The organism is Paenibacillus sp. sgz302164 (assembly GCF_056120505.1).
In genome coordinates this window covers 302052-324623 of record NZ_JBVYOL010000008.1, presented here as the reverse complement: position 1 = coordinate 324623, position 22572 = coordinate 302052, and the positions used below count along the sequence as shown (strand labels likewise).

At 54.7% G+C, this 22572-nt stretch carries 21 protein-coding genes; 12 read left to right on the top strand and 9 right to left on the bottom strand.

The features are described 5' to 3' along the window. Positions 1-60: 60 nt before the first annotated feature. Positions 61-942, top strand: coding sequence for a non-homologous end joining protein Ku (gene ku / locus AC0LWT_RS15960; RefSeq protein ID WP_474682248.1), 882 nt, complete (start codon positions 61-63; stop codon positions 940-942). Here the strand turns inward: ku and AC0LWT_RS15955 are convergent. The 3 genes from AC0LWT_RS15955 to AC0LWT_RS15945 form a co-directional block, all read right to left on the bottom strand. After that, positions 935-1888 (bottom strand): ATP-dependent DNA ligase, encoded by a 954-nt coding sequence (locus AC0LWT_RS15955; RefSeq protein WP_474682247.1) that lies wholly within the window; start codon positions 1886-1888, stop codon positions 935-937. The two genes, ku and AC0LWT_RS15955, sit on opposite strands and share 8 nt — an antisense overlap. A 34-nt stretch (positions 1889-1922) precedes the next feature. After that, positions 1923-2102 (bottom strand): hypothetical protein, encoded by a 180-nt coding sequence (locus tag AC0LWT_RS15950; RefSeq protein WP_474682246.1) that lies wholly within the window; start codon positions 2100-2102, stop codon positions 1923-1925. 660 nt (positions 2103-2762) lie between these two features. After that, complete coding sequence (locus tag AC0LWT_RS15945; protein ID WP_474682245.1) at positions 2763-3362, bottom strand: nitroreductase family protein; 600 nt, start codon at positions 3360-3362, stop codon at positions 2763-2765. A gap of 273 nt (positions 3363-3635) precedes the next feature. Between AC0LWT_RS15945 and ligD the strand changes: the two genes are divergently transcribed. Continuing rightward, positions 3636-4520 carry a non-homologous end-joining DNA ligase gene (gene ligD / locus AC0LWT_RS15940; protein ID WP_474682244.1) on the top strand — a complete coding sequence of 295 codons (885 nt, stop codon included), beginning with the start codon at positions 3636-3638 and terminating at the stop codon, positions 4518-4520. Between the two features lie 39 nt (positions 4521-4559). Here the strand turns inward: ligD and cls are convergent, their stop codons facing one another. After that, entirely contained in the window at positions 4560-5990 is a 1431-nt protein-coding gene (gene cls / locus AC0LWT_RS15935; protein ID WP_474682243.1) for a cardiolipin synthase, read from the bottom strand. Positions 5991-6209: 219 nt separating this feature from the next. On the opposite strand from cls, the gene AC0LWT_RS15930 reads away from it, so the two are divergent. The 8 genes from AC0LWT_RS15930 (at position 6210) to AC0LWT_RS15895 (ending at position 14530) form a co-directional block, all read left to right on the top strand. Then, the gene (locus tag AC0LWT_RS15930) at positions 6210-7880 is read left to right on the top strand and encodes a spore germination protein (RefSeq protein WP_474682242.1); all 1671 of its coding nucleotides are present in this window, start codon (positions 6210-6212) and stop codon (positions 7878-7880) included. Beyond that, complete coding sequence (locus tag AC0LWT_RS15925) at positions 7867-9045, top strand: Ger(x)C family spore germination protein (RefSeq protein WP_474682241.1); 1179 nt, start codon at positions 7867-7869, stop codon at positions 9043-9045. The genes AC0LWT_RS15930 and AC0LWT_RS15925 overlap by 14 nt, the downstream gene beginning before the upstream one ends. Beyond that, positions 9042-9272 (top strand): hypothetical protein, encoded by a 231-nt coding sequence (locus AC0LWT_RS15920; protein ID WP_474682240.1) that lies wholly within the window; start codon positions 9042-9044, stop codon positions 9270-9272. The genes AC0LWT_RS15925 and AC0LWT_RS15920 overlap by 4 nt, the downstream gene beginning before the upstream one ends. Before the next feature lie 40 nt (positions 9273-9312). After that, the gene (locus AC0LWT_RS15915; protein WP_474682239.1) at positions 9313-10683 is read left to right on the top strand and encodes a GerAB/ArcD/ProY family transporter; all 1371 of its coding nucleotides are present in this window, start codon (positions 9313-9315) and stop codon (positions 10681-10683) included. 23 nt (positions 10684-10706) lie between these two features. Beyond that, the gene (locus AC0LWT_RS15910) at positions 10707-11462 is read left to right on the top strand and encodes a hypothetical protein (protein ID WP_474682238.1); all 756 of its coding nucleotides are present in this window, start codon (positions 10707-10709) and stop codon (positions 11460-11462) included. Positions 11463-12196: 734 nt separating this feature from the next. Continuing rightward, positions 12197-13189 carry a peptidoglycan DD-metalloendopeptidase family protein gene (locus tag AC0LWT_RS15905; RefSeq protein WP_474682237.1) on the top strand — a complete coding sequence of 331 codons (993 nt, stop codon included), beginning with the start codon at positions 12197-12199 and terminating at the stop codon, positions 13187-13189. Position 13190: 1 nt separating this feature from the next. After that, a complete protein-coding gene (locus AC0LWT_RS15900) occupies positions 13191-13646 on the top strand; it encodes a bactofilin family protein (protein WP_474682236.1) in 456 nt (151 codons plus the stop codon). 131 nt (positions 13647-13777) lie between these two features. Beyond that, positions 13778-14530: an HAD family hydrolase gene (locus AC0LWT_RS15895; protein ID WP_474682235.1), complete on the top strand. Its 753-nt coding sequence runs from the start codon at positions 13778-13780 to the stop codon at positions 14528-14530. A gap of 59 nt (positions 14531-14589) precedes the next feature. Here the strand turns inward: AC0LWT_RS15895 and AC0LWT_RS15890 are convergent, their stop codons facing one another. Together AC0LWT_RS15890 and AC0LWT_RS15885 are read right to left on the bottom strand one after the other, a co-directional pair. Then, on the bottom strand, positions 14590-15537 hold the full coding sequence (locus tag AC0LWT_RS15890; protein ID WP_474682234.1) for an ABC transporter permease: 948 nt from the start codon (positions 15535-15537) through the stop codon (positions 14590-14592). Beyond that, on the bottom strand, positions 15521-16459 hold the full coding sequence (locus AC0LWT_RS15885; protein WP_474682233.1) for an ABC transporter ATP-binding protein: 939 nt from the start codon (positions 16457-16459) through the stop codon (positions 15521-15523). The genes AC0LWT_RS15890 and AC0LWT_RS15885 overlap by 17 nt, the downstream gene beginning before the upstream one ends. Positions 16460-16643: 184 nt before the next feature. Between AC0LWT_RS15885 and AC0LWT_RS15880 the strand changes: the two genes are divergently transcribed. Both AC0LWT_RS15880 and AC0LWT_RS15875 read left to right on the top strand, forming a co-directional pair. Beyond that, positions 16644-17846 (top strand): sensor histidine kinase, encoded by a 1203-nt coding sequence (locus AC0LWT_RS15880; RefSeq protein ID WP_474682232.1) that lies wholly within the window; start codon positions 16644-16646, stop codon positions 17844-17846. Positions 17847-17888: 42 nt separating this feature from the next. Further along, positions 17889-18575, top strand: coding sequence for a response regulator (locus AC0LWT_RS15875; RefSeq protein WP_474682231.1), 687 nt, complete (start codon positions 17889-17891; stop codon positions 18573-18575). A 75-nt stretch (positions 18576-18650) separates the two neighbouring features. On the opposite strand, the gene AC0LWT_RS15870 is transcribed toward AC0LWT_RS15875, so the two are convergent. The 3 genes from AC0LWT_RS15870 to AC0LWT_RS15860 form a co-directional block, all read right to left on the bottom strand. Beyond that, positions 18651-19115 (bottom strand): hypothetical protein, encoded by a 465-nt coding sequence (locus tag AC0LWT_RS15870; protein WP_474682230.1) that lies wholly within the window; start codon positions 19113-19115, stop codon positions 18651-18653. Between the two features lie 309 nt (positions 19116-19424). Next, entirely contained in the window at positions 19425-19862 is a 438-nt protein-coding gene (locus AC0LWT_RS15865; protein ID WP_474682229.1) for a PLAT/LH2 domain-containing protein, read from the bottom strand. 1008 nt (positions 19863-20870) lie between these two features. Continuing rightward, positions 20871-22355 carry a glutamate synthase subunit beta gene (locus tag AC0LWT_RS15860; protein WP_474682228.1) on the bottom strand — a complete coding sequence of 495 codons (1485 nt, stop codon included), beginning with the start codon at positions 22353-22355 and terminating at the stop codon, positions 20871-20873. Positions 22356-22572: the final 217 nt, after the last annotated feature.

The window sequence follows — 22572 nt, the reverse complement described above, 5'->3', positions numbered from 1 at the left end:
TCCTGGAGAATACTGTATAAGAACAATTGATAGAATCAACCTTTTTTGGAGGGAGTCGGCATGCATACCGTTTGGAAAGGCGCGATCAGCTTCGGTCTGGTCCATGTGCCTGTGAAAATGTTTTCGGCGACGGAGGATAAAGACATCTCCATGCGTTATATTCACAAAGCTTGCATTACCCCGCTGGCTTATGTGCGTAAATGCCATACTTGCGAGAGGGAAGTAGAGTGGGAAGAAATTACGCGGGGCTACGAGTATGAGCCGGGACGGTTTGTGCTTTTTGAAAAAGAAGAGCTTGAAATGATTTCCGGCGAGGCGAACAAGGAAATTAAAATACTGGATTTTGTCAATTTAACGGACATCGATCCGGTATATTTTCAAAAAACGTATTATTTGGCCCCTGGCGAGACCGGAGCGGGAGCCTACAATCTGCTGCTGGAATCGATGAAGCAGTCGGGCAAAATCGGCATCGCCAAAGTGTCGATCCGCTCCAAAAGCTCGCTTGCCGCGATCCGCGTCATCGATAACTGCATTGCTATGGAGACGATTTTTTACCCGGACGAGATTCGCCCGATCAACCAAGTCCCCAATTTGCCCGAGCGGATTACGGTGAACGACCGCGAGCTGGAAATGGCAAAAATGCTGATCAACCAGCTCTCCACCCCGTTCGAGCCGGAAAAGTATAAGGACGAATACCGCAGCAGGCTGATGGAGGCCATTGAGCATAAAGTGGCCGGCGAGGAAGTGCAGGCGGCGCCGGAGCTGCAAAGAACGAGCGTGATCGATTTGATGGCCGCGCTTCAGGCCAGTCTGGATGCGGTGAAGCCGCTGGATGCGGAAAAGCTTTTGGCGCCTGAATCCGAGGCCACAGGGAAAGAGAAGGACGCCGCCAAACCGAAGCCGCGGACCCGGAAGGCGAAGTCGAAGGAAAGCATTACCTGAACATGAACACACATTCGTGCGGCGGAACGTCTACAAAAGCCTGGATCGAAGGCTGGCGCAGCGTTCTTCCTTCTTGGTAGCGCCATTCGGTGTATTGGATTTTGACCGCTTTTTGCGGCTTCACCCAAAAGGCCCCTCTCATATCCGGATGGCTGTTGAAAAAAGGCTTCTGCATAATCACCGTCGGTTCCAGCTCTTTCGTAAGCCGGACCCACTCGCTTCTGGCCATTTTGCCTGTGCCTACGTGACCGATGTAGTACAGCCGCTGCTTGTCATCGTATACGCCGACCAAAACGGCGTTCACGACGCCGCCGTTCAGCGTGTAGCCCCCGATGACGGCAATGATGTCACCGTAATTTTTCACCTTGATCCAGCGTTGGTCTTTGCCGTCGGCGGCGTAGACGCTGTTTTTGTTTTTGCTGACGATTCCCTCCATCCCCTGCGACTTCATAAGCTGAAAAAGCTGGCCGCCGTCGGGAAAGGACGGCACTTTTTGCACGGATTCGTTCCCGGCGACAATCCGGTCAAGCAGCGCCAGGCGCTCGGTCAGCGGCCGGCCCGTCACCCATTCGCCGTTATAGTAGAGCACGTCGAATACCATATATGTGATCGGCACTGCCCGGCGTGCCGCTTCGAGCTTATCCGCCCGGCGAATGCCGTCCCGGCGCATCACTTCATGAAAGGATGGCTTGCCTGAAGCGTCCAGCGCGATAATCTCGCCATCCAGAATGACCGATTCGGCCGCGCAGTAAGCGGCGACGTCCGTCAGCTCCGGATAGTTCAGCGTCCGCTCGTTCCGTTTGCGATTGAACAGCCGGCAGCCGCTGCCGTCGTAATAGACGAGCATCCGGACGCCGTCCCACTTCACTTGATGAATCCACTCAGGGCCTTCCGGAGCGGACGCCCCCGATACAGGCTCGAAAGGAATGACCGGTTGAAATTCCATAGTACCTCCGCCATTTGACTCCTGTCATTTTCCATTAGACTCCGCCAAACCGCCCGCTTCTATACGTCCTGCACTGCTGCAAATGTATGGATAGCGTGTACAAAACCTGTTCGCCGGCATACCGCCGGGAGCGTGCGCCTGCAAAAGTCAGGCTGTTGTTGAGCAGCCCGATGGTGCCTTTGGCGCAGCCATGTGGCCGACCGGCCGCCGTCATGCGGCGCAACACCGCGCACTGGGAGCTGCCGCGAGTGCGCATTCATGAAGCGGGCAGACAACAGCCCGAAAACCTGCAAAAGTGCAGGTTTTTTCTGCGAATGCGGTTCATTTTGAGGAAAAACCTGCGATAGTGCAGGAATTCCCGATAAAAATGGGCCTAAACTCGTGAACATGCAAAAAAGCCTGCACTTTTGCAGGAATATTTCGCAACAGCCTCACCGACGAGGAAAAAACTGCACTTTTGCAGGTTTTCTTCGCGTGCTGCAGACATTCTCACGTGTTGCAGGTCTTCTTCGCACTTTGCAGACATTCTCACGCCTTGCGGGTCTTCTTCGCACTTTGCAGACATTCTCACGCCTTGCAGGTCTTCTTCGCACTTTGCAGACATTCTCACGCCTTGCAGGTCTTCTTTGCGTTGCCAGACAGATGTGCTGCTGGCTCTAGTCTTTGCGTTTTGCAGTTATTCTCAAACCAAACCAGACCTGATTATTTCCATTCTGGGGGGACGTCTACGGCGATATGAGGGTTTTTGCAGCTATTCTTCGCGTTGCCGGACAACTGTGCTGCCGGCTCTAGTGTACTCGTTTTTCACCTTGCCGGCAGAAAGCTTCCAAAAAACAAAAAGACTGCCCGCAGGCAGCCTTTTGTATAGGAAAAATTATTGAATGAATTTTACTCTTTCTTCGAGCGGTTGGAACTGTTTTTCGCCTGATGTCACGGTTGGCTTGCCGAAAGGCATCTGCGCGATCAAGTTCCATTCGTTTGGAATGTTCCATGTTTGTTTAACTTCCGCGTCGATCAGCGGGTTGTAGTGCTGCAGGGATGCGCCCAGACCTTCCGCTTCCAAGGCCGTCCAAACGACGAATTGCAGCATGCCGGAGGAATGGCCGGACCAGATCGGGAAGTTGTCCGCGTATGTGGCGAATTGCTTTTGCAAGCCTTCGATAACCGTTTGATCCTCGAAGAACAGAACCGTGCCGTAGCCGCCGGCAAAGCTGTTCACTCTTTCTTCGGTCGAAGCGAAATTTTCGGCTGGAACGATTTTTCTAAGCGTTTCTTTCGTAATGTTCCACAATTTATCGGATTGTTCGCCGAACAGAACGACTACCCGGGCACTTTGAGAATTAAATGAGGATGGCGTATGTTTCACAGCTTCCAATACGATTTCCTGAATTTTCTCGCGCGATACGATCTCTTCTTTGCCCAAGCCATAAACCGAACGTCTTTCTTTTACAGCAGTGAAAAATGGTGTGCTCATTAGCCTTACTCCTCCGATTTCTATTAAGAAATGTGCATCTACAGTCAGTTAGCGGCCCGCAAATCCGTGCGCGCACTGCACCACACCGCCGGCTTTTTCCAGGCTTGTTCAATATAATTACGATTTCATATAAACTATCCTTTCGGATGTCGCTAACTAATTGTAATACACTTTTATTATTATAGATTCGAACCTTTTTGTCAACTTGTTTTTGAGAACATCCGATATTGGAAATACTAGAGCGAATCATTCCCCCCGAAAGGAGCCGCCGCAATGGCAGTTACAACGAAAGGTATTTTGCTTGTAGAAGGCCACGAGTTGACGATAACGAACCCCGGCAAACCTTTGTGGCCCGAGGCAGGAATTACGAAAGCCGATTATTTGGTCAAGCTGACCGAGCTCGCTCCGTTCCTGCTGCGGTACTGCCGCAACCGGCATCTGACGACCATCCGCTTTCCCCATGGATACAACGACAAGTCGTTTTACCAAAAAAATGCGCCCGAACCGGTGCCAGGCTTTGTCAATCTGGCCCCGCTGGACGGCATCAATTACGTGAACCTCGACTCGGTCCCGACCTTGATCTGGCTCGGCAATCTCGCTTGCCTGGAATTTCATCCGTCCTTCCACCGCGTCGGCGAGACGCTTCCCGCAGAGTGGGTCATCGATATCGACCCGAGCCTGACGGAGGAGCCGCGGATTATGGAGGCCGCCCTGATCATCGGGGAAATACTCGATTCCCTTCGCATCCAGTCCATAGCCAAAACGTCGGGGGCCACCGGCGTACAGATTTATATTCCGATTCGCCCGGGCTATACGTTTGAGCAATTGCGGCGGATCGGCCATTTTGTCGGAGCTTATGCGGTAAAAAAACACCCCAGTCTCTTCACCATCGAACGGTTCAAGAAGAACAGGGGCGACCTTATTTACATCGATTATTTGCAGCACTGGTACGGAAAAACGCTGTCCGCTCCCTACACGCCGCGCGCCACGAAGCACGCTTCGGTCTCTACGCCGCTTTTATGGAAAGAGGTCCAACTGCGCCCAAAGCCCGGCGAGTTCAATCTGCATACCGTTACGGGCAGGCTGCGGCAGATGGGAGACCTGATCGAGCAGGTCCCGCCGCAAAATCTGGATGCCGTTCTCGAACGGCTGCAATAGCAACACTGCGGCATAAACAGCATCAACGGCATGCCGGCTTCAAAACAGCGGCGACAGCATCCGCGCCAAAACTTCCTTGCCCTTTTCCAACCGGGACCGCTTCTCGAACTCAGCGAGCTTCAGCTCCTCGCTTGCTTTCAGATCCTGCATGAAATCGTCCTCCAGCCGTTCGATCACCTCCCGGTCAAACATGACCGCATTTTGTTCGAAATTGCTGAAAAAGCTGCGCAAATCCATGTTGGCCGTGCCCACCGTAGCCATGATCCGGTCGATAAGCATCACTTTGGCGTGAATGAACCCTTTGCGGTACAAATAAAAGCGGACTCCGGCCTGCATCAGCTCGCGCAAATACGACCTTGACGCGTATTGAACCAGCCGGGAATCGGCTTTGAACGGCAAAATGATGCGGACATCGACGCCGCTGACGACGGCTGTTTTGAGCGCCATGGCGATGCTCGGGTCGGGTATAAAATACGGCGTCGTCATGTAAACCCGTCTTTTCGCGGCGACGATCCCGGCAAAAAACATTTCCTGAATGGAATCCCAATGCGCGTCGGGCCCGCTTGAGATGATCTGCACCAAAGAGGACGGCGGCTGCTCGTGTTCGGGAAACAGGGTATCCTCGGCCGGCCGCTTGCCGCTAACGAACAGCCAGTCGGTCAGGAACGTCTGCTGCAAGCAGTATACCGAATCCCCCAGCAGCTTCAGATGCGTGTCGCGCCAAAAGCCGAGACTGGAATCTTTCCCCAAATATTCATCCCCGATATTAATCCCGCCCAAAAAGCCCGTCAAACCGTCGACGACGACAATTTTACGATGATTCCGGTAATTAAGCCGTTTGTCAAAAAAGGCGATCAGCGGCGGCAGGAACGGGTGCACCTCCGCTCCCGCCTGTTTCAGCTTGTTTATGTACTCGCCCGCCAGCTTGTAGCTGCCGATACCGTCATAAATAATCCTTACTTTGACCCCCTCCCGCGCCTTGCGGATCAGCACCTCCTGAAACTTCGTTCCGATCCGGTCGTGCCTGATCGTGTAGAACTCGAAGTGGATATGCTTCTCCGCTTTTTCAAGCGCCTCAAGCATGGAATCGTAGGTGGCGTCCGCGTTCGTCAGCACGACCACCCGGTTGTTGCGCGTAATCGGCGAGCCGGGGATGTTATGGAGCAGGCTGCAAAGCCGCGGTTCCTTGAACAGCTCGCACAGCGAGGCATCGGCCTGGCCGCCTGCCGGGGATACCTGACTCAGCAATTGATGCTGAAGTTCATCGATTTTGCGCGGACCTTTCCGGCGGACCATTTTGCGCTGCGTATATTCTTTGGCTAGAAAATAGTACATGACAAATCCGATGATGGGAAAAATAAACAGAACCAGCAGCCACGCCACCGTCTTCGAAGGCCTTCGATATTCGCCGATCAGGATGGTCGCCGCCTGGAATATGAAGAGCAGCAGCACCATAACGAGCCAAAACACGGCGTCATCTCCTTTGTCTCTCAAAATCCGGCTGAAACACTGCACGCTATGCTGTCGTGTTAGCTTATACCAACGGCTGATCGGCTATTCCAGTTTACGGATTTTGTGCCAGGAATCTGCCGGACGGAGGTGCCGGCTTCCAAAAATCGTAATAAAATCCTGCGATTCGAGAACAATATATGTGGATTCGTTCCAGCCTGCAACGGGAGGTATACCAACATGTCGGACAGATCCAAAGGGTTGATGAACCGCCTGCTGCGAAACCGCGTGCACGGCAAGCCGGACGATGCGCCGCATGATTTGGCGGAATCGCTGGACTACCAATTTATCGAAGATCTGAAAAAGACGAAGCTGTCACTTTTGCTGGAAGATAATCACGACTTCATTAAAGAGATTTTTCGGGATTGCTCGGATATCGTGGTGCGGGAGTTCGAGATTCATCCGAACGTTCCCGCGCTGCTGCTCTTCGTAGACGGGCTGGTCAACACGCAGCTGCTCAACGATACGATGAGGTCGCTGATGCTGTTTGGCGGCGGCGAGACGTCGATCGAGCGGATCGTCAACGTGACGCTGCCGGTCTCGCAAACCCAGGTCTCCGACAATTACGGAGACCTTCTTGTCTCGACGCTGAGCGGTGATACCGCTCTGCTGGTGGAAGGCAACGCGAAGGCGGCTTTGCTCGGCATTCGCGGCATGGAGAAGCGTTCGGTCAACGAGCCCGATACGGAAACCGTCGTTCGCGGACCGAAAGAAGGCTTCGTGGAAAGTCTGCGCACGAATACATCGATGATCCGCCGCAAGCTGAAGACGCCGAGGCTGAAGATGAAATCGATGACCATCGGCAAGGAAAGCAATACGAGCATCGTCGTCTCTTATATTGACGATCTGGCTACGCCATCGCTTGTCGAAGAAGTCGTCAAGCGGCTGGAACAGATCCATATCGATTCCGTCATTGAATCGGGCATGATCGAGGAATTGATTCAGGACGATACGTACTCCCCGTTCCCTCAGATCCAGAACACCGAGCGGCCGGATGTCGTGACGACGGCGCTGCTGCAGGGCAGAGTAGCGATTTTGATCGACGGAACGCCGTTTGTGCTGCTCGTCCCTTTTGTTTTCGTGCAAATTTTGCAGGCCAGCGAGGACTACTATGAGCGCTTCCAGATCGGGACATTGCTCCGCTGGCTCAGGTATGTGTTTTTATTTCTGTCGTTGACGACGCCGGCATTGTATGTGGCGATCACAACGTATCATCAGGAACTGCTGCCGACGACATTAATGCTGAGCGTAGCGGCATCCCGCGAAGCCATTCCTTTTCCGGCGGTCGTCGAAGCTTTCATTATGGAAATCACGTTCGAAGCGCTGCGGGAAGCGGGCATCCGGCTGCCCAAAGCCGTCGGCTCCGCGGTCAGCATCCTGGGGGCGCTCGTTGTCGGACAAGCGTCCGTTCAAGCCGGCATCGTTTCGGCGCCGATGGTTATCGTCGTATCCATTACGGGCATCGCTTCCTTTACCATTCCCCGCTTCAACGGGGCGATCGCCATCCGGATGATGCGCTTTCCGATATTGATAGCAGGCGCCTTGTTCGGCTTTTACGGCATTTTTTTCTGCCTGATGCTTCTGGTCGGACATTTGGCCAATCTCCGCTCCTTCGGGGCGCCGTATTTGTCCCCGCTCGGGCCTCTATCGACCGGCGACCTCCAAGATGTGCTCATCCGCGCCCCATGGTGGAAAATGCAAAAACGTCCGGAATTCATGCCCATCCAGGATACGAATCGTTTGGACGGCGGTTTGAGCGAACAGATTCAACAGGACGGAGGCGTGGACGGAAGCAACATTCGGCATGAACATAGAGCGAACAGGGAGGACAAGCAAAATGGCAAATCGTAAACTGCCGCTCACGCTGGTTGCGACCTTCGCCTTAACCGCACCTTTGCTGACAGGCTGTTGGGACCGCATCGAGACGAACGACGTTGCTTTTGTTTTAAGCTCTTCGGTCGATTTGGAGGAGGACGGGAGGTTTCGGGTAGCTTACCAGCTTCCGCTTCCCGGCTCCATGGGCGGAGCAAGCGGCGGCGGCGGCGGTACATCCGGAGCCAAAAGCTACTACATCGATTCGGAAGTGGGCAAGACCTTTCGGGAAGCTACCAGCAAGCTGCAGATGCGCATGTCCCGCAAGCTGTTCCTGGCGCACCGGCGGACGATCATCATCGGTGAAGCTTTGGCCAAACAAGGCATAGCCCTCATGTTCGACGTAGTCCCGCGGTCCACGGACAGCCGGATGACCAGCTTTCTCGTCATCGCCAAAGGCAAGGGCTACGAATTGCTCAATACAACGCCCAAATTCGAGCGTTTTCCGGCGGAAGCGATCCGCGAGCTCGCCAAATCGTCGCTCGCCATCCCTACCTCGACGAAAGACATCGGTCTCGCGCTCGCCTTCCACGGCGATCCGTTCATCTCTTACTTCGAAGAAAAGGACAGCGAAGGCACGAATCATAAGTCCAAAGAGGTGCAATTGGCCGGATACGCTCAGTTCAAAGGGGAGAAAATGGTAGGCGTATATAAAGACCGCGAGGCGCAAGGCCTCATGTGGCTGAGAAACAAGGTAAAAGAACATACGCTTACTTTTCCCGTAGAGGATGACAAATACATGAGCATATTGGTATCAAAAGGACGCACTGAAATTGTGCCGGTGATCAATGGAGACGAAGTAACGTTCGACTTGACGTTGGAAGCGATCGGCACCGTACGCGAGGATCGCTCCGAACAAGATTTAAACAATGCGGACAACGATCACAGAATCGAACGAAAGTTCGCCGATCAGGTGAAGAAGTGCGTTCAGGCAACCATCAAGCAGATGCAAAAGGAAGGAACGGATTCGGCGCAGCTCGGCTTGATCGTATGGCGCAGCCATCCGAAGGTATGGAAAGAACGTTTGGCGGAAAATTGGGAGGAAACTTTCAAGAAAGCCCGGTTCAACATTAAAGTCGAAGCTTCCGTTACGGAAACGGGACTCATCAATCAAAATGCGGTGAAGGATGGGATGAATCCATGAACCTCATATTTATGCTCGCTTTTCTTTTCATCGTAGCGCTCAGCGTTGCGATGGATTGGAAAATCCTCAAGAAAGAGAAAAATAGCGTGAAAACGTTATATGCGCTGCAGTTCGCCGGAATCGCCGTACTTTTCACATTCAAATATTTGCATATGCCCGTTTTTACACCGACCCGTTTCTTCATTCTTACGGTCGCCCCTTGGTTCAGCAGCTTGATTGGCATGTAATGCACGGAACTTAACACGGAAAGGGGTGAACAACATTTCCATGGACAGCAAACAAATCATTAATCAGCGGCAGGTCGCCTGGCTCTCCTCTTCCCTGCTCACAAGCTGGGGCGTCCTGAGTCTGCAAAATGTGCTCATTCGGGTAGGCGAGATGGATGCATGGTTCAGCTACTTGCTGCCGGCTGCGTATGTGTTTCTTGTAGCCGCCTTTTTCGGTTATTTGACCAAACATTTTCCGAACATGCATATTTTTGAAATTTCGATGCTGCTGCTGGGAAGATGGGGAGGAACGGCCGTCAACCTGCTCATTTTGCTCCATTTTTGGCTGGCTGTCGTCCGCGACATTTCTTACATGTCCAGATTCAGCGCCACTTTATTGCTCCATAATACGCCATTGGAAATATTGGTCTTGCTCGCTTGTCTGATTCTCATTTATTACGGCAAAAGCAGCATGGAAGTCATCGTTCGCGTCAATGATCTGTTCTATCCTTTATTCGTCATCACTGTTGTCCTGATGCCGATCTTTTTGTCGAACGAATTGTCCCTTAAACTCGTGCTGCCGGCTTTGACCGTTCCGTTCCAGGCGATCGGCTCGACCAACATACTGGCTCTCGGGGGCGCAGGAGATATTTTCGTTTTGGGCGCCTTTTTGCACGGGCTTTACAACGCCGATCATATCCGTTCTGCGATACGCCATGGCACCGTGCTTGGCATCGTGATTCTGACTCTTGTCATTTTTACGATTCTGATTGTGCTCGGGCCGAAAATGCCCGGCAAATTTTTGTATCCGACGCATAATCTGATCCAGATGATTCATGTGACGGATTTTCTCGACCGGGTTGACATCGCTATCCTGAGCGTCTGGTTCCCGACGATCGTCTGCAAGACGTTGGCCATCTATACCGCTTTGCTGCTGGGGATCAGCAGCTTGTTGAAAGAGCGCAATTATCCGATCTTCAACAAGCAGGCGGCTTTGCTCATATGCCTCACTACCATCGTCTCGTTCCGAAGCACGACGGATATGCTCTCTTTTGCCAATTTCAGCTTCCCGGTCATCGTGCTCGCTTATCAGCCTTTGGTTATGGCTATCCTGTTTGCCGCCTCCAAACTTCGCCGCAGGCAGACTGAGTGCGAACATTCGCAGCAGGCCCCCGGAGTCGACTCTTCCTTTGAGCCCGAGACCAAGACTGCTGCATGGAGCCAACGGTTCTCGTATACCGGGTGGATTTGGACGGGCAATGCGCTTATACTGCTGTGCGCGGTTTGCATCTGGGTCGGCCTTATGTTCGGCAGAACCTCCCCACGCGTCGCAATTTTCTGCGCAGTCGGCTACGCCATCTGCCTGACGCTTGCCGCCGTCACCACCTATATGGAAGTAAGCCAATTGAAGCAGTCGAAATCCAATACGTAGCTTGGCCGACAAAGACGGCGCGGGTGGCGGTCCGCTGGCGAAGACCGCGGAGACGGCGGGCGGCAGGCTCGCGCGATTGGCAGGCACGCAGCGCACAGCAGGCTCGGCGGCCGAACGGCGGAGACGAGTGGCAGCAGCCAGCTCCGCTGCGCTTGGCCGGCGAAGACCGCGGAGACGGCGGGCGGGTGGCTGTGGGGACGGCGAGCGGCAAGCATGCAGCTCACAGCAGGGCCGTCGGCCGAACGGCGGAGACTGTGGCAGCAGCCGGCTCCGCTGCGCTTGGCCGGCAAAGACGGCGCGTGTGGCGGTCCGCAGGCGAAGACCGCGAAGACGGCGGGCGGCGGGCTCGCGCGATTGGCAAGCATGCAGCGCACAGCAGGCCCGGCGGCCGAACGGCGGAGACTGTGGCAGCAGCCGGCTCCGCTGCGCTTGGCCGGCAAAGACGGCGCGTGTGGCGGTCCGCAGGCGAAGACCGCGAAGACGGCGGGCGGCGGGCTCGCGCGATTGGCAAGCATGCAGCGCACAGCAGGCCCGGCGGCCGAACGGCGGAGACTGTGGCAGCAGCCGGCTCCGCTGCGCTTGGCCGGCAAAGACGGCGCGTGTGGCGGTCCGCCGGCGAAAACCGCGGAGCCGGCGGGTGGCGGGCTCGCGGGGGCGGGTGGCGGCAAGCGCGTGAGGGTGGTCCGCGGCAAAGATCGCGGGGTTCGGGGATGGCAAAACCCTGCGAAAGGGGCTGGCAGCCGAAAAACCTGCGAAAGTGCAGGCTTTTTCGATGCTAACGGCCCGTTTCTGGGAAATACCTGCAATTGTGCAGGAATTTCCGCTCAAAACGGGGCTGAGCCCTGCGCAAGAGCGAGAATTCCTGCAGATTTGCAGGAATATTTCGCGGCAGGCGTATTAAGCCGCAAAAAGATGCACTTTTGCAGGTTTTCTATGCCGCGCATGTGCCAACGATGCGCCGGATCTGGCCGGCGAGCAAAAACAGCTCGCCCTCGGGGGCGTAGCCGGCAGGCCTGCGAAGCCAACTGACGGCTACGCTCCCCTGGCTGGCTGGCGGCGAGCCCCACGAAAAGGGCCAACAGCCGAAAAACCTGCGAAAGTGCAGGCTTTTTCGATGCTAACGGCCCGTTTCTAGGGAATACCTGCAATTGTGCAGGAATTTCCGCTCAAAACGGGGCCCAGCCCTGCGCACGAGCGAGAATTCCTGCAGATTTGCAGGAATATTTCGCGGCAAGCGTATTAAGCCGCAAAAAGATGCACTTTTGCAGGTTTTCTATGCCGCGCATGTGCCAATGATGCGCCGTCTCTTGCCGGCCAACTCGCCCCTCGAGGCCGGCACAGCTGCAGTTATTTGCAGGCGCTGCACGGCCACCAGGAGTCTGTACAAAGACGCAGCGCGAGTGGCATATATGCAGCCGCGATTCATTGGGCACCAGAAGTCGACGCCTAGTGCCTGCCTTTCGGCGGACAATGAAAGCCGCCAAAAACTATGCAAGGAGAATGCAAAACCGTTATGAAATTAAAATGGAAGCAGGAAAACTTGACGCTGGTCATTATTCCCGAAGCCAACCGATCCGTCGTCAGGTTCCGAATTGCCAATATATATGCTTGTTTGGCCGCCGCAGGCAGTTTCATGCTGCTGACAGCCGCGCTGCTCGTCTACGCGCTCTATCTGCACGCAAACCAGCACGCAGGCGTGTTACAATCGCAGCTGCACGGCGAACGGCAGCAGCTCAACGCCGCTCTGGCCGCCAAAAATCAAGCTATCGACCAATTGCAAAACGAGGTCATCCGGCTCTCCCGCCAGACCGAGCAAATGAAAGCCGAAGTGGCGCGGATACAAAAGCTGGAGCGGGATCTGCTGACGCTCGCGCCGCCCGGGGCGGGTTCCGGCGCCCAGGCCGGGATCGGCCTCGCGGCAAGCAAACCCGATATTTCCGTCTTCGGCACCGGCGGGTTGTACAACCCGGTGTCTCAGGCGGAAATATTGGAGCTCGGCGAACGGACGGCCGCCTCGCTGGCCGCGCTCCACGCCGATGCGAACAAGCTCCGGGCAAGCTTGACCGGAGCCCAGCACCGGCTGCGGCTCAGCCGTGCCGTCCCATCGCTGTGGCCGACGGCTTCACAGCTTGTCACTTCCGATTTTGGCTATCGGAAGGACCCTTTTACCGCGCAGCCGAGCTTTCATTCCGGCATCGATATCGGCGCCAAAGCTGACGAGCCCGTGTTCGCCGCGGCTTACGGCAAAGTCGTCAGCACCGGCAGCGACCGGTTCCGCGGGAACAACATCGTGCTGGAGCATGGCGGAGGCTTGCGCACCTGCTACATGCATCTGAACAAAATTTTCGTCAACCCGGAAGATACCGTGGAAGAAGGAGCCGTCATCGGGCTCGTCGGTTCCACCGGACGCAGTACCGGACCCCATCTGCATTACGAAGTGACCAAAAACGGCAAAAGCACGAATCCGAGGCCTTATTTGAAAACGATACGAAAGGACGCGCCCTGACATGTTCAAAAGCAAAAAGCAAGCCCCGAATCCGAATACGACCGATACGCTCATCGGAGAAGGCACCTCTTTCGAAGGATGCATCCGTTCGGAGGCAAGCATCCGCATCGAAGGCCGGATCACAGGCGACATCCGGTGCTCAGGCGACGTCATCATCGGCGAACGCGGCAGTCTGAAGTCCGATATTACGGCCCGGGACGTCATTGTGGCCGGCAGCGTGCACGGCAACGTTGCGACAAACGGCAAGCTGATCATCACTTCGACCGGCTCCCTTTTGGGCAACATCAACACCTCTTCCATCACGATTGAGGAAGGCGGAGTGTTCCAGGGTACGAGCGTCATGGAAAAAAAGCTGCCGTCCCCAGCGGCCCAGAGCGGCAGCGCCGCCAGCCCGGAGAGCCTCCCGGCACCGGCCGGAGAAAACGAATCCATGGACGGAGTTACCGTCGCCATTTAAAATTCCCCCCGCATCCGACCGTGTGAGAGTTGTTTTGCCATAGCTGGCCGCATTCTCTATTGGGCTGTTTGCCATAGCCATGTTATAATGGTAGTTATTCCTTATTTCTGGCTGATGCAGGAGACATGCCGATGAAAGAACAGACGATTCTATTTGATCTTGACGACACGCTCATTCACTGCAACAAATATTTTGACTATGTCATCGACCAGTTCGTCGATCTGATGCTGACCTGGTTTTCCGGCAGGCAGCTGCAGCCGCAGCACATCAAGCAAAAGCAGTTGGAGATCGACCTGGCGGGCGTCCAAATCCACGGCTTCATGCCTGACCGCTTTCCCAAATCGTTCGTAGAGACGTATCAATGGTTCTCCGAAACGTACAACCGCCCGGCAAGCCCGCGCGAGGAAGCAATGCTGATGGATCTTGGACATACCGTATACGAATACACGGTCGAGCCTTATCCGCAAATGAATGAAACGCTGGAAACTCTGCAAAATGGCGGACACAAGCTGTTTCTGTATACAGGCGGAGACGCGTCGATCCAGATGAAAAAAGTGCGCGATTCGGGGCTGAACGCCTACTTTGACGACCGGATTTTTGTGACTGTGCATAAAACGAAGGAGTTCATGCAGACGCTTTTGCAGGAGCAGCGCTTTGACCGGCGGCATACCTGGATGATCGGCAACTCAGTCCGAACCGACGTACTACCCGCGCTTCACGCAGGCATCCATTCGATCCATATCCCAGCCCATCAGGATTGGGAATACAATACCGGAACGATCGATGTTGCGCCGCAGGGCGCTTTCTACCAGCTTTCCTCCCTGCAGGAAGTGCCGGGTGCGATTCACGATTATGTAAGGAAATATCCGGAAGGAATCGAATAAGCTTAGATTGACGCAAAAAAACTGCGCATCCCGCCTGGGAGAAGCGCAGTTTTCATTTGTTATGCCGCTACGTCCCTTCTGCGGAATATTTCCCAGGAGAGCGCGATAAAAAGCAGATAGTAGAAAAGCAGCACTGTAATGGAAAAGCCCATCGTCATTCCATTCACAGGCGGTTGACCGTCCAAATACTGCGTCAGATCCGTGTTGGCAAACAAAAAGTATTTGCCCCAGCTGTAGCGCAGCAGCAGCGTTGTCACGATTTGTCCGGCCGTCATGATGAAGATGCTTAAGCCGATCGCCAGCGAGGAACTGCGGAACACCGTGGAGATCATGAACGAAAGAGTGACCACCATGATCAGTTCAACGAGCTTCAGACCGTATACGGACAATATGTGCCCCAGCATGCCGCTCTCATGGACGACACCGTCGGCGCCGGCCGTCAAGTAAGGCATCCCCAGATTGTGGACGCCGAAGAGAAGCCCGTTTATGATCAGCGCACTGACGAACAAAACGACAAGCAAAAAGGCTGCGAACAGCAAGGTAGCCGCGTATTTGGACAGCAATATTTTCGAGCGGCTCGCAGGGCGAATCAGCAGCAGCTTGATCGTCCCCCACGTAAATTCGCCCGCCACCATGTCTCCGGCAATGATGACGGTAAACAACGTGACTATGCTTACCAGCCCGGCCGCCGTTTGCACGCCGCCCCACATCGTCGTCCCGACAGGCGGGATATCGTGATCAAGAGCATACTGGCTCAGCGCGATTTCTTTCCGCAATTCGTCCTTGAGGCGCGCCGGCATGCCGGGATTCACCATATCTTTTTTCTGTTGTTCGATCAAAAGCTGTGTGTTGGTCCGCCACTCCGATTGCTTCGCTTGCACGCCGTCATGAGCGAAAGCCGCCGCGAAGCCGACGAAAACGATCAGCAGCAAACAGAGAATCCACGTCCGCAGCCTGCGGTAAATTTTCATATTCTCGTTCTGCACCAAGTTAAGCAATCTGATCACTTCCCGTCATTTCCAAAAATTGATCTTCCAGCGATTTCGCCGCGGTCCGAATCCCGTAGACTTGAAGGCCAGCCGTTACGAAGCGCTTGTTCCACTCCGCTATCCGGGCTTTTTCCAGCACCATGACGAGCGAGGCGCCCCGCACCTCGAAGCCCGTTTCCGGCGATATTTGGGCAATCAGCGCAGCCGCCTTATCCAAAGGCTCGACCTCGAAAGCGACCTGCATCGCTTCGCCGGTCTGCACGAACTCCCCGATCGGCCTGACGTCGACGAGCTTGCCGTTTTGGATAATCGCTACGCGGTCGCACATCAGCTCCATCTCGGCGAGCAGGTGGCTGGATACGATGACGGAGATCCCTTCCTCGCGGGTCAGTTTGCGCAAATGATCGCGCAGCTCGCGGATTCCGGCCGGGTCCAGCCCGTTCGTCGGCTCATCCAGAATGAGCACGGACGGCTTATGCAGCAGCGCCTGCGCAATTCCCAGACGCTGGCGCATGCCGAGCGAGTAGGTTTTGACTTTATCATGAATCCGGTTCTCCATCCCGACGAGCGTAATGACTTCCTGAATTCGATCTTCCTTAATGCCGGGAATCATTCTGGCGTAATGGACGAGATTTTGGTAGCCGCTTAAAAATTTATACATTTCCGGGTTTTCCACAATAGCGCCGACATGGCGGATCGCCTCCTCGAAATGCGTGCGGATCGACCGGCCGCCGATAAGGATATCGCCCTCCGTGATCGACATGAGCCCTACGATCATGCGGATCGTCGTTGTTTTGCCCGCGCCGTTAGGCCCCAAGAAGCCGAACACTTCTCCCCGCGGCACGTCAAAGCTGAGCTGGTCGATGATCGTCTTGGAACCGATTTTTTTGGAAACGCGTCTGATTTGCACAATGGGTGCATCGGGATTTGCCGTTTTCATTAAATCCTCTCCTTTTTCAATTAAATCCATCTTAGCAAATGGTCTTTTCACGTTCCTAGTGGCGATCGTCATGCGGGAGTCACATGCAAAGTCATATGACAGCCATGACTGGGCTCACTATGGAAACCGGTTTTTTTTATGTACAATAAACATAAGGTCAACAACGCTGCAAAGGAGCTTGGGCATGGTCCAAAGAAGACAGTGGCATGGCGCGGAATGGTCTCTTTTTATTATATTGATAGGTACGACCGTTATTAGCCTGCTCTATATTCTGCTGCATTTAAACGAGTTCCAGCATGCTTCCGTATCGATTACTATCGTCGGCATCCTGATTAGCTATTTGCTGCCGCTGCTGTTTTGGCGGCCTAATTATATCAACCCCACTTTATACCCGATTGCCGTGCTTTTGACGAATGCGCCTATGCAAATCTATCTATCTTGGGCGGAAAAAGAAGCCTACTCTCTTATTAATTGCCCATTAATGATCATCGGATTCCTTACCGACCGAAAAAATGCATGGTGGATCGCGCCCATTTTTCTGCTGATCGTGCCTTTCTCTTATTTTTTCTTCCTGGAAAGCCGCAATCTATTAGCGGATGTGCTCGGCCAGACGATGAATGCGGCGCTCGCTTTTGCCATCGGAATCTCTCTGCAGCGGGTCGTCACTTCCAATGAAAAAACAGTGCGCCTGCTGGCCGAAAACCAGCATCAATACATGCTGATCCATGAGCAAAACAAGGCGCTGGAGCAATACGCCAACCAAATTGAACACCTTACGCTGCTGGAGGAACGCAATCGCATGGCGCGGGAACTGCACGACACCGTCGGCCATACGTTTACGTCCGTCATCATGGGGATGGATGCCGTCGCTTATTTGATTGAAGCATCGCCGGAAAAAGCCAAGGAAAAGCTGGACGTGCTGCGCAACGTTACCAGAAGCGGTCTCGAAGAAGTCCGCCGCAGCATTCATCAGATGGTGCCTGACGGCGGCGACATGCTGCTTTCTTACCAGCTTACCCACTTGACAGGCGAGTTCTCGCTGCATACCGGAACCCAGATCCGGTTCATGATGGACGGAGACGAATATGAACTTGCCAAGCAGACGCAGCTTTCGCTCATCCGCTGCCTGCAGGAATCGCTAACCAATGCCAAACGGCACGGCAGGGCTACGGCCATTGAAGTAAAGCTCGCTTACTGCCGCGACCAGGTGACGCTCACCATTGAAGATAACGGTGTCGGCGCGGAACAATTGAAAGCCGGCTTCGGGATCAGCGCGATGCAGGAGCGCATCGCCGCCCTTCAGGGCACATTGCAGGTCCGCTCCGTACCCGACCAGGGAACGGTAGTTTCCTGTAAGATCCCTGCCAGGCGGCAGCCTGCTTTTTAGTTGTGCATGCCAGTGGTACAATATGTTCAGGAGGGTAAACCGATGAACTCAAGCCCATTAAAGCTGCTCTTGGTCGACGATCAGGATTTAATTAGAGAAAGCCTCCATATCGTGCTGGATATGGACCCGGACATTACCGTAGTCGGACTTGCCGAGAACGGCTGCGCCGCCATCAAGCTGTGCGAAGAGCAGCAGCCGGATATCGTGCTGATGGATATTCACATGCCTGTCATGGACGGGGTCGAAGCCACGCGGCAAATTAAAACAAAATGGCCCGGCACCCGCGTTATTATCCTGACCACGTTTCAGGAAATCAACTATGTGATGGATGCGCTGGGCGCGGGCGCGGAAGGGTATCTGCTCAAGGCGATACATCCGAAAGATTTGGCCGCCGGCATCAAATGGGTGCACCAAGGCGGCACGCTGATCCCGCAGGACATCGCCAAAATGCTCGTTAAGCAAGCGCGAGGAGCTCAAACGTTCGAAGACCGCGATTTCGACGCCAAGGAAGTCGAGGAAACCGTCCGCACCGACGCGTACGGATTGAGCGACCGCGAAGTCCAGGTGCTGCACTGCATCGCCGACGGCCTGAGCAACAAGGAGATCGCCGAGAAACTGTACCTTTCCGAAGGTACGGTGAAAAACTATATCTCCAGCATCTACTCCAAAATGGACGTGCGCGACCGCATACAAGCGTCCAAAAAAGCTCACGACGAAGGCCTGCTGTAACACAAACAAAAAGCCAATTTCAACGATGGAAGGAACCTTTGCAGGGCGTCCGTCATGAAAATGGCTTTTTTGCTTTTATTCAAACAATCTTCCGAACAAAGATTTTTTTCTTTTTCGGGTTTTCCCGTACGTTTGCACGCGGGAAAATGCAGGCGGCTGTTCGCCGGCCGCCGGATTGGCCGCTTCAGCAGCCTCAATGTCCGCCGCGGACACTTCCGCTTCGGCATATTCCGCCGCAAGCTGCGATAGTTGGGACTGCTGCGGCTGCTCGATGCCTGCAACCGCCTGCTGCTGCCGTAAATAATGCTCAAGCTGGTATTTGAAATGCCTCAGCAGCTGCTCCTGCTCCTTTTGCTGCAGTTGGAATTGCCCCTGCATCTGGATTTGCAGCAGTTCAATCTGCTTGGCAAGCAGCAGCACCGCCTCATGCAAGGAATGGAGCCCGCGGCCGTTCTGATGCTCGTCAGCCTGCATGGAATTGCCGCTGTTAGAAAGCAGTGCGCTTAGTTCCGCCTGCGTAACGAAATCTTCCTTCTTCACGCGCTCACCCCATGGTTCCGCTCGATTCGGGCGGCTCGTGCTTGAGCCCCTGGGCCGCCTGTTCCTTCTATTTTACATGATTAGCCGAAAATGTTCACGCTTTGTTTCCCCTTAACCCAGAGGGCCGGCCCCACATAAAAAAAACCGGGCAGAAAATTCTGCACGGCTGCTGCGAGACGACAAAATGGACTGCCAGGCGACGACTGCCATCGGGCCTAACCCGGAGCGGCCGCCGCCACGCAGCGCCCGCAGTACGCCTCAAATTCGCGATTGTTCGCTATCTACTAGCTACTTACTACTAACTATTATCTACTGTTTGTTTAAAGTAACGCTTTGTGAATAAAGATTAGTCCAGCTATCGTTCGTATTGTAGTAATACCAAATATTCGTACCGTCGTTCACCATGACATAATCCACAAGCCATTCGGCCTTATTTCCCGTCATGTTGTTCCATAACGTAACCGATTTGACAATGCCTACGTCGCTGAAAGAAAATGTGTACGTGTCCGTCGAATTTCGTTCAAAATCGTCATAGTACGGTTTATCCATTTTAACCATCGGAGAGTTCCCGAGACTGCCGTTGAGACCTATATAAATGTCGGCGTCCGTTCCGGCGTCGGCCACGTTTGCAGTATGGACGGTGATATTGTAATTTTTATCAGCAGCAAAAGCCGGCACCGCCAACGAAACCGTCAGCACAGGAACCGCCAAAAATGAAAACAGAGTCCGAATTGCATTGCGATTCATTCAATAAATACGTCCTTTCGATGGTTAAAATTGGTATATTTATTAAATATATTATTAATTATACTATAAAAGCTAGCGATTATGTGGGGATTCCATAATTTAACTACGACCCCGACGCCCGATGCGGGCGGCAAATGGGATATGGACGTGCTAAAAAGGCCGCCCCATACGATCAAAACAACCGTAAGGACAGCCTGTTCGAATACATACGCCCGGACTGTTCCGAGGTGGCAAGCCTTGGCACCGGGACTTGCTCCGGAAGCGGCAAGCCTGGGCAACCGGACTTGCCCCGTAGCGGCACGCCTGGGCAACCGGACTTGCCCCCTAGCGGCAAGCCTGGGCAACCCGGNGGCAAGCCTTGGCACCGGGACTTGCTCCGGAAGCGGCAAGCCTGGGCAACCGGACTTGCCCCGTAGCGGCACGCCTGGGCAACCGGACTTGCCCCCTAGCGGCAAGCCTGGGCAACCCGGACTTGCCCCGTAGCGGCAAGCCTTAGCAACCGGACTTGCCCCGTAGCGGCAAGCCTGGGCAACCCGGACTTGCCCCGTAGCGGCAAGCCTTGGCAACCCGGACTTGCCCCGTAGCGGCAAGCCTGGGCAACCGGACTGCTCCAAGGCAAGCCGAGTGGTATGACCGCCGCCATGTGCAGGCGCCGAAACGCGCGCCCGGGATTCGGGCGCGTTAGGAAAAGGCACCGGTAATCAACCTCCTGTGCCTCATTATAGCGGCTCTTTTGGCATGGCAGCCGGGAAAACCTGCGAAAGTGCAGGCTTTTTCCGTAAATGCGGTCCATTTGGAGGAAAAGCCTGCGATTGTGCAGGAATTTTCGATGAAAATGGGCCTAAGCCCATGTTCACGCTTAAAAGCCTGCACATTTGCAGGAATTTTTCGTTGTGAGCGTCTCATCGAGCAAAAAACTGCACTTTTGCAGGCTTTTTCCACATGGAAGCCGGCGATGCGATAAAAAACCGCCTACAACAAAGGATGCTCTGCATTTTGCTTGTAGAATTATGGCAGATTTGACGCTCCCATCAGGTAGCGGTCCACTTCGCGGGCGGCGGCGCGGCCTTCGTTGATCGCCCAGACGACGAGGCTTTGCCCGCGGCGCATGTCGCCTGCGGCGAAGATGCCTTGGGCGTTCGTGGCGAATTTGCCGTACTCGGCTTTCGCGTTGGATCGCTCGTCTCTATCGATGCCGAGCTGCTCCAGAATCGTATTCTCCGGGCCGGTGAAGCCCATGGCGATAAGCGCCAGTTGGGCCGGGTACACTTTTTCGCTGCCTGGAACTTCTACCGGCACGAACTGGCCTTTCTCGTTCTTTTGCCACTCGATCAGCACCGTGTGCAGCTCCTTCAGGTTGCCATTCTCATCGCCGACGAATTTCTTCGTGTTGATGAGATATCGGCGCGGGTCCTCGCCCTGAACGGCGGCGGCCTCCTGTTGGCCGTAGTCCACCTTCAGCACTTTCGGCCACTCCGGCCAAGGATTGTTCGCCGCCCGCGTCTCCGGCGCTTTGGGCATGATTTCGAACTGCGTGACGCTTTTGCACTTGTGGCGCAATGAAGTGCCCACACAGTCCGTTCCGGTATCGCCGCCGCCGATCACGATGACATCTTTGCCCTCGGCCGTGATGAATGCGCCGTCGGCGTGCTCGGAATCGAGCAAGCTTTTTGTATTTTTGCCCAGAAATTCCATCGCCAAATGAATGCCGCCCAGCTCGCGGCCTTCGATCGGCAGATCGCGTCCTTTGGTCGCGCCGCCGCACAGCACAATCGCGTCGAATTCCTCCTGCAGCTTTTCTACCGGGTAGTTCACGCCGACATGAGCGCCGGTAATAAACGTAACGCCCTCCGCTTCCAGCAAATCGACGCGGCGCTGCACGTATTTTTTATCCAGCTTCATGTTCGGAATTCCGTACATGAGCAGCCCGCCTATGCGATCGGCCCGTTCGAACACCGTTACCCAATGGCCGGCTTTATTGAGCTGCGCAGCAGCAGCCAGACCGGACGGACCCGATCCGACGACGGCCACTTTTTTGCCTGTGCGGACTTCGGGCGGTTCGGCTGTAATCCAGCCCTCGGCGAAGCCTTTGTCGACGATCGCTTTTTCGATGCTTTTGATCGTAACGGGCGTATCTTTCAGCCCAACCGTACATGAGCCCTCGCATGGAGCGGGGCAAACGCGCCCCGTAAATTCAGGGAAATTGTTCGTCTTGTGCAGGCGGTCCAGCGCTTCCCTCCATTGCCCGCGGTAGACCAGATCGTTCCACTCGGGAATCAGGTTGTTGACCGGACAACCGGCGGCCATTCCGCTGATCAGCTTGCCCGTATGGCAAAAAGGAATGCCGCAGTCCATGCACCTGGCGCCTTGCGTCTGCAGCTTTTCCTCGGTAAGGGGAACCGCAAACTCGTTCCAGTGGCCGATACGCTCCAGCGGGGCGGCTTCGGACGCTACTTCACGGCTATATTCCATAAACCCAGTTGGTTTGCCCATTGTGTTTCCTCCTAAGAGCTTTCCGTTAGGAAAGCTGGCTTCGTAAGCATCTGCTGAACTTCCCGCAGGAAAACTCTCTTCGTAAGCATCTGCTGAGTTTTTCCGCAAGGAAAGCTTTCTTCGTAAGCTTTCGCTGAGCATTCCGCAGGAAGGCCGGCTGCGTAAAAGAATGGCGCCGGCCGCGTTCGTTAACGCCGAAAACCTGCGGAATTTCGCG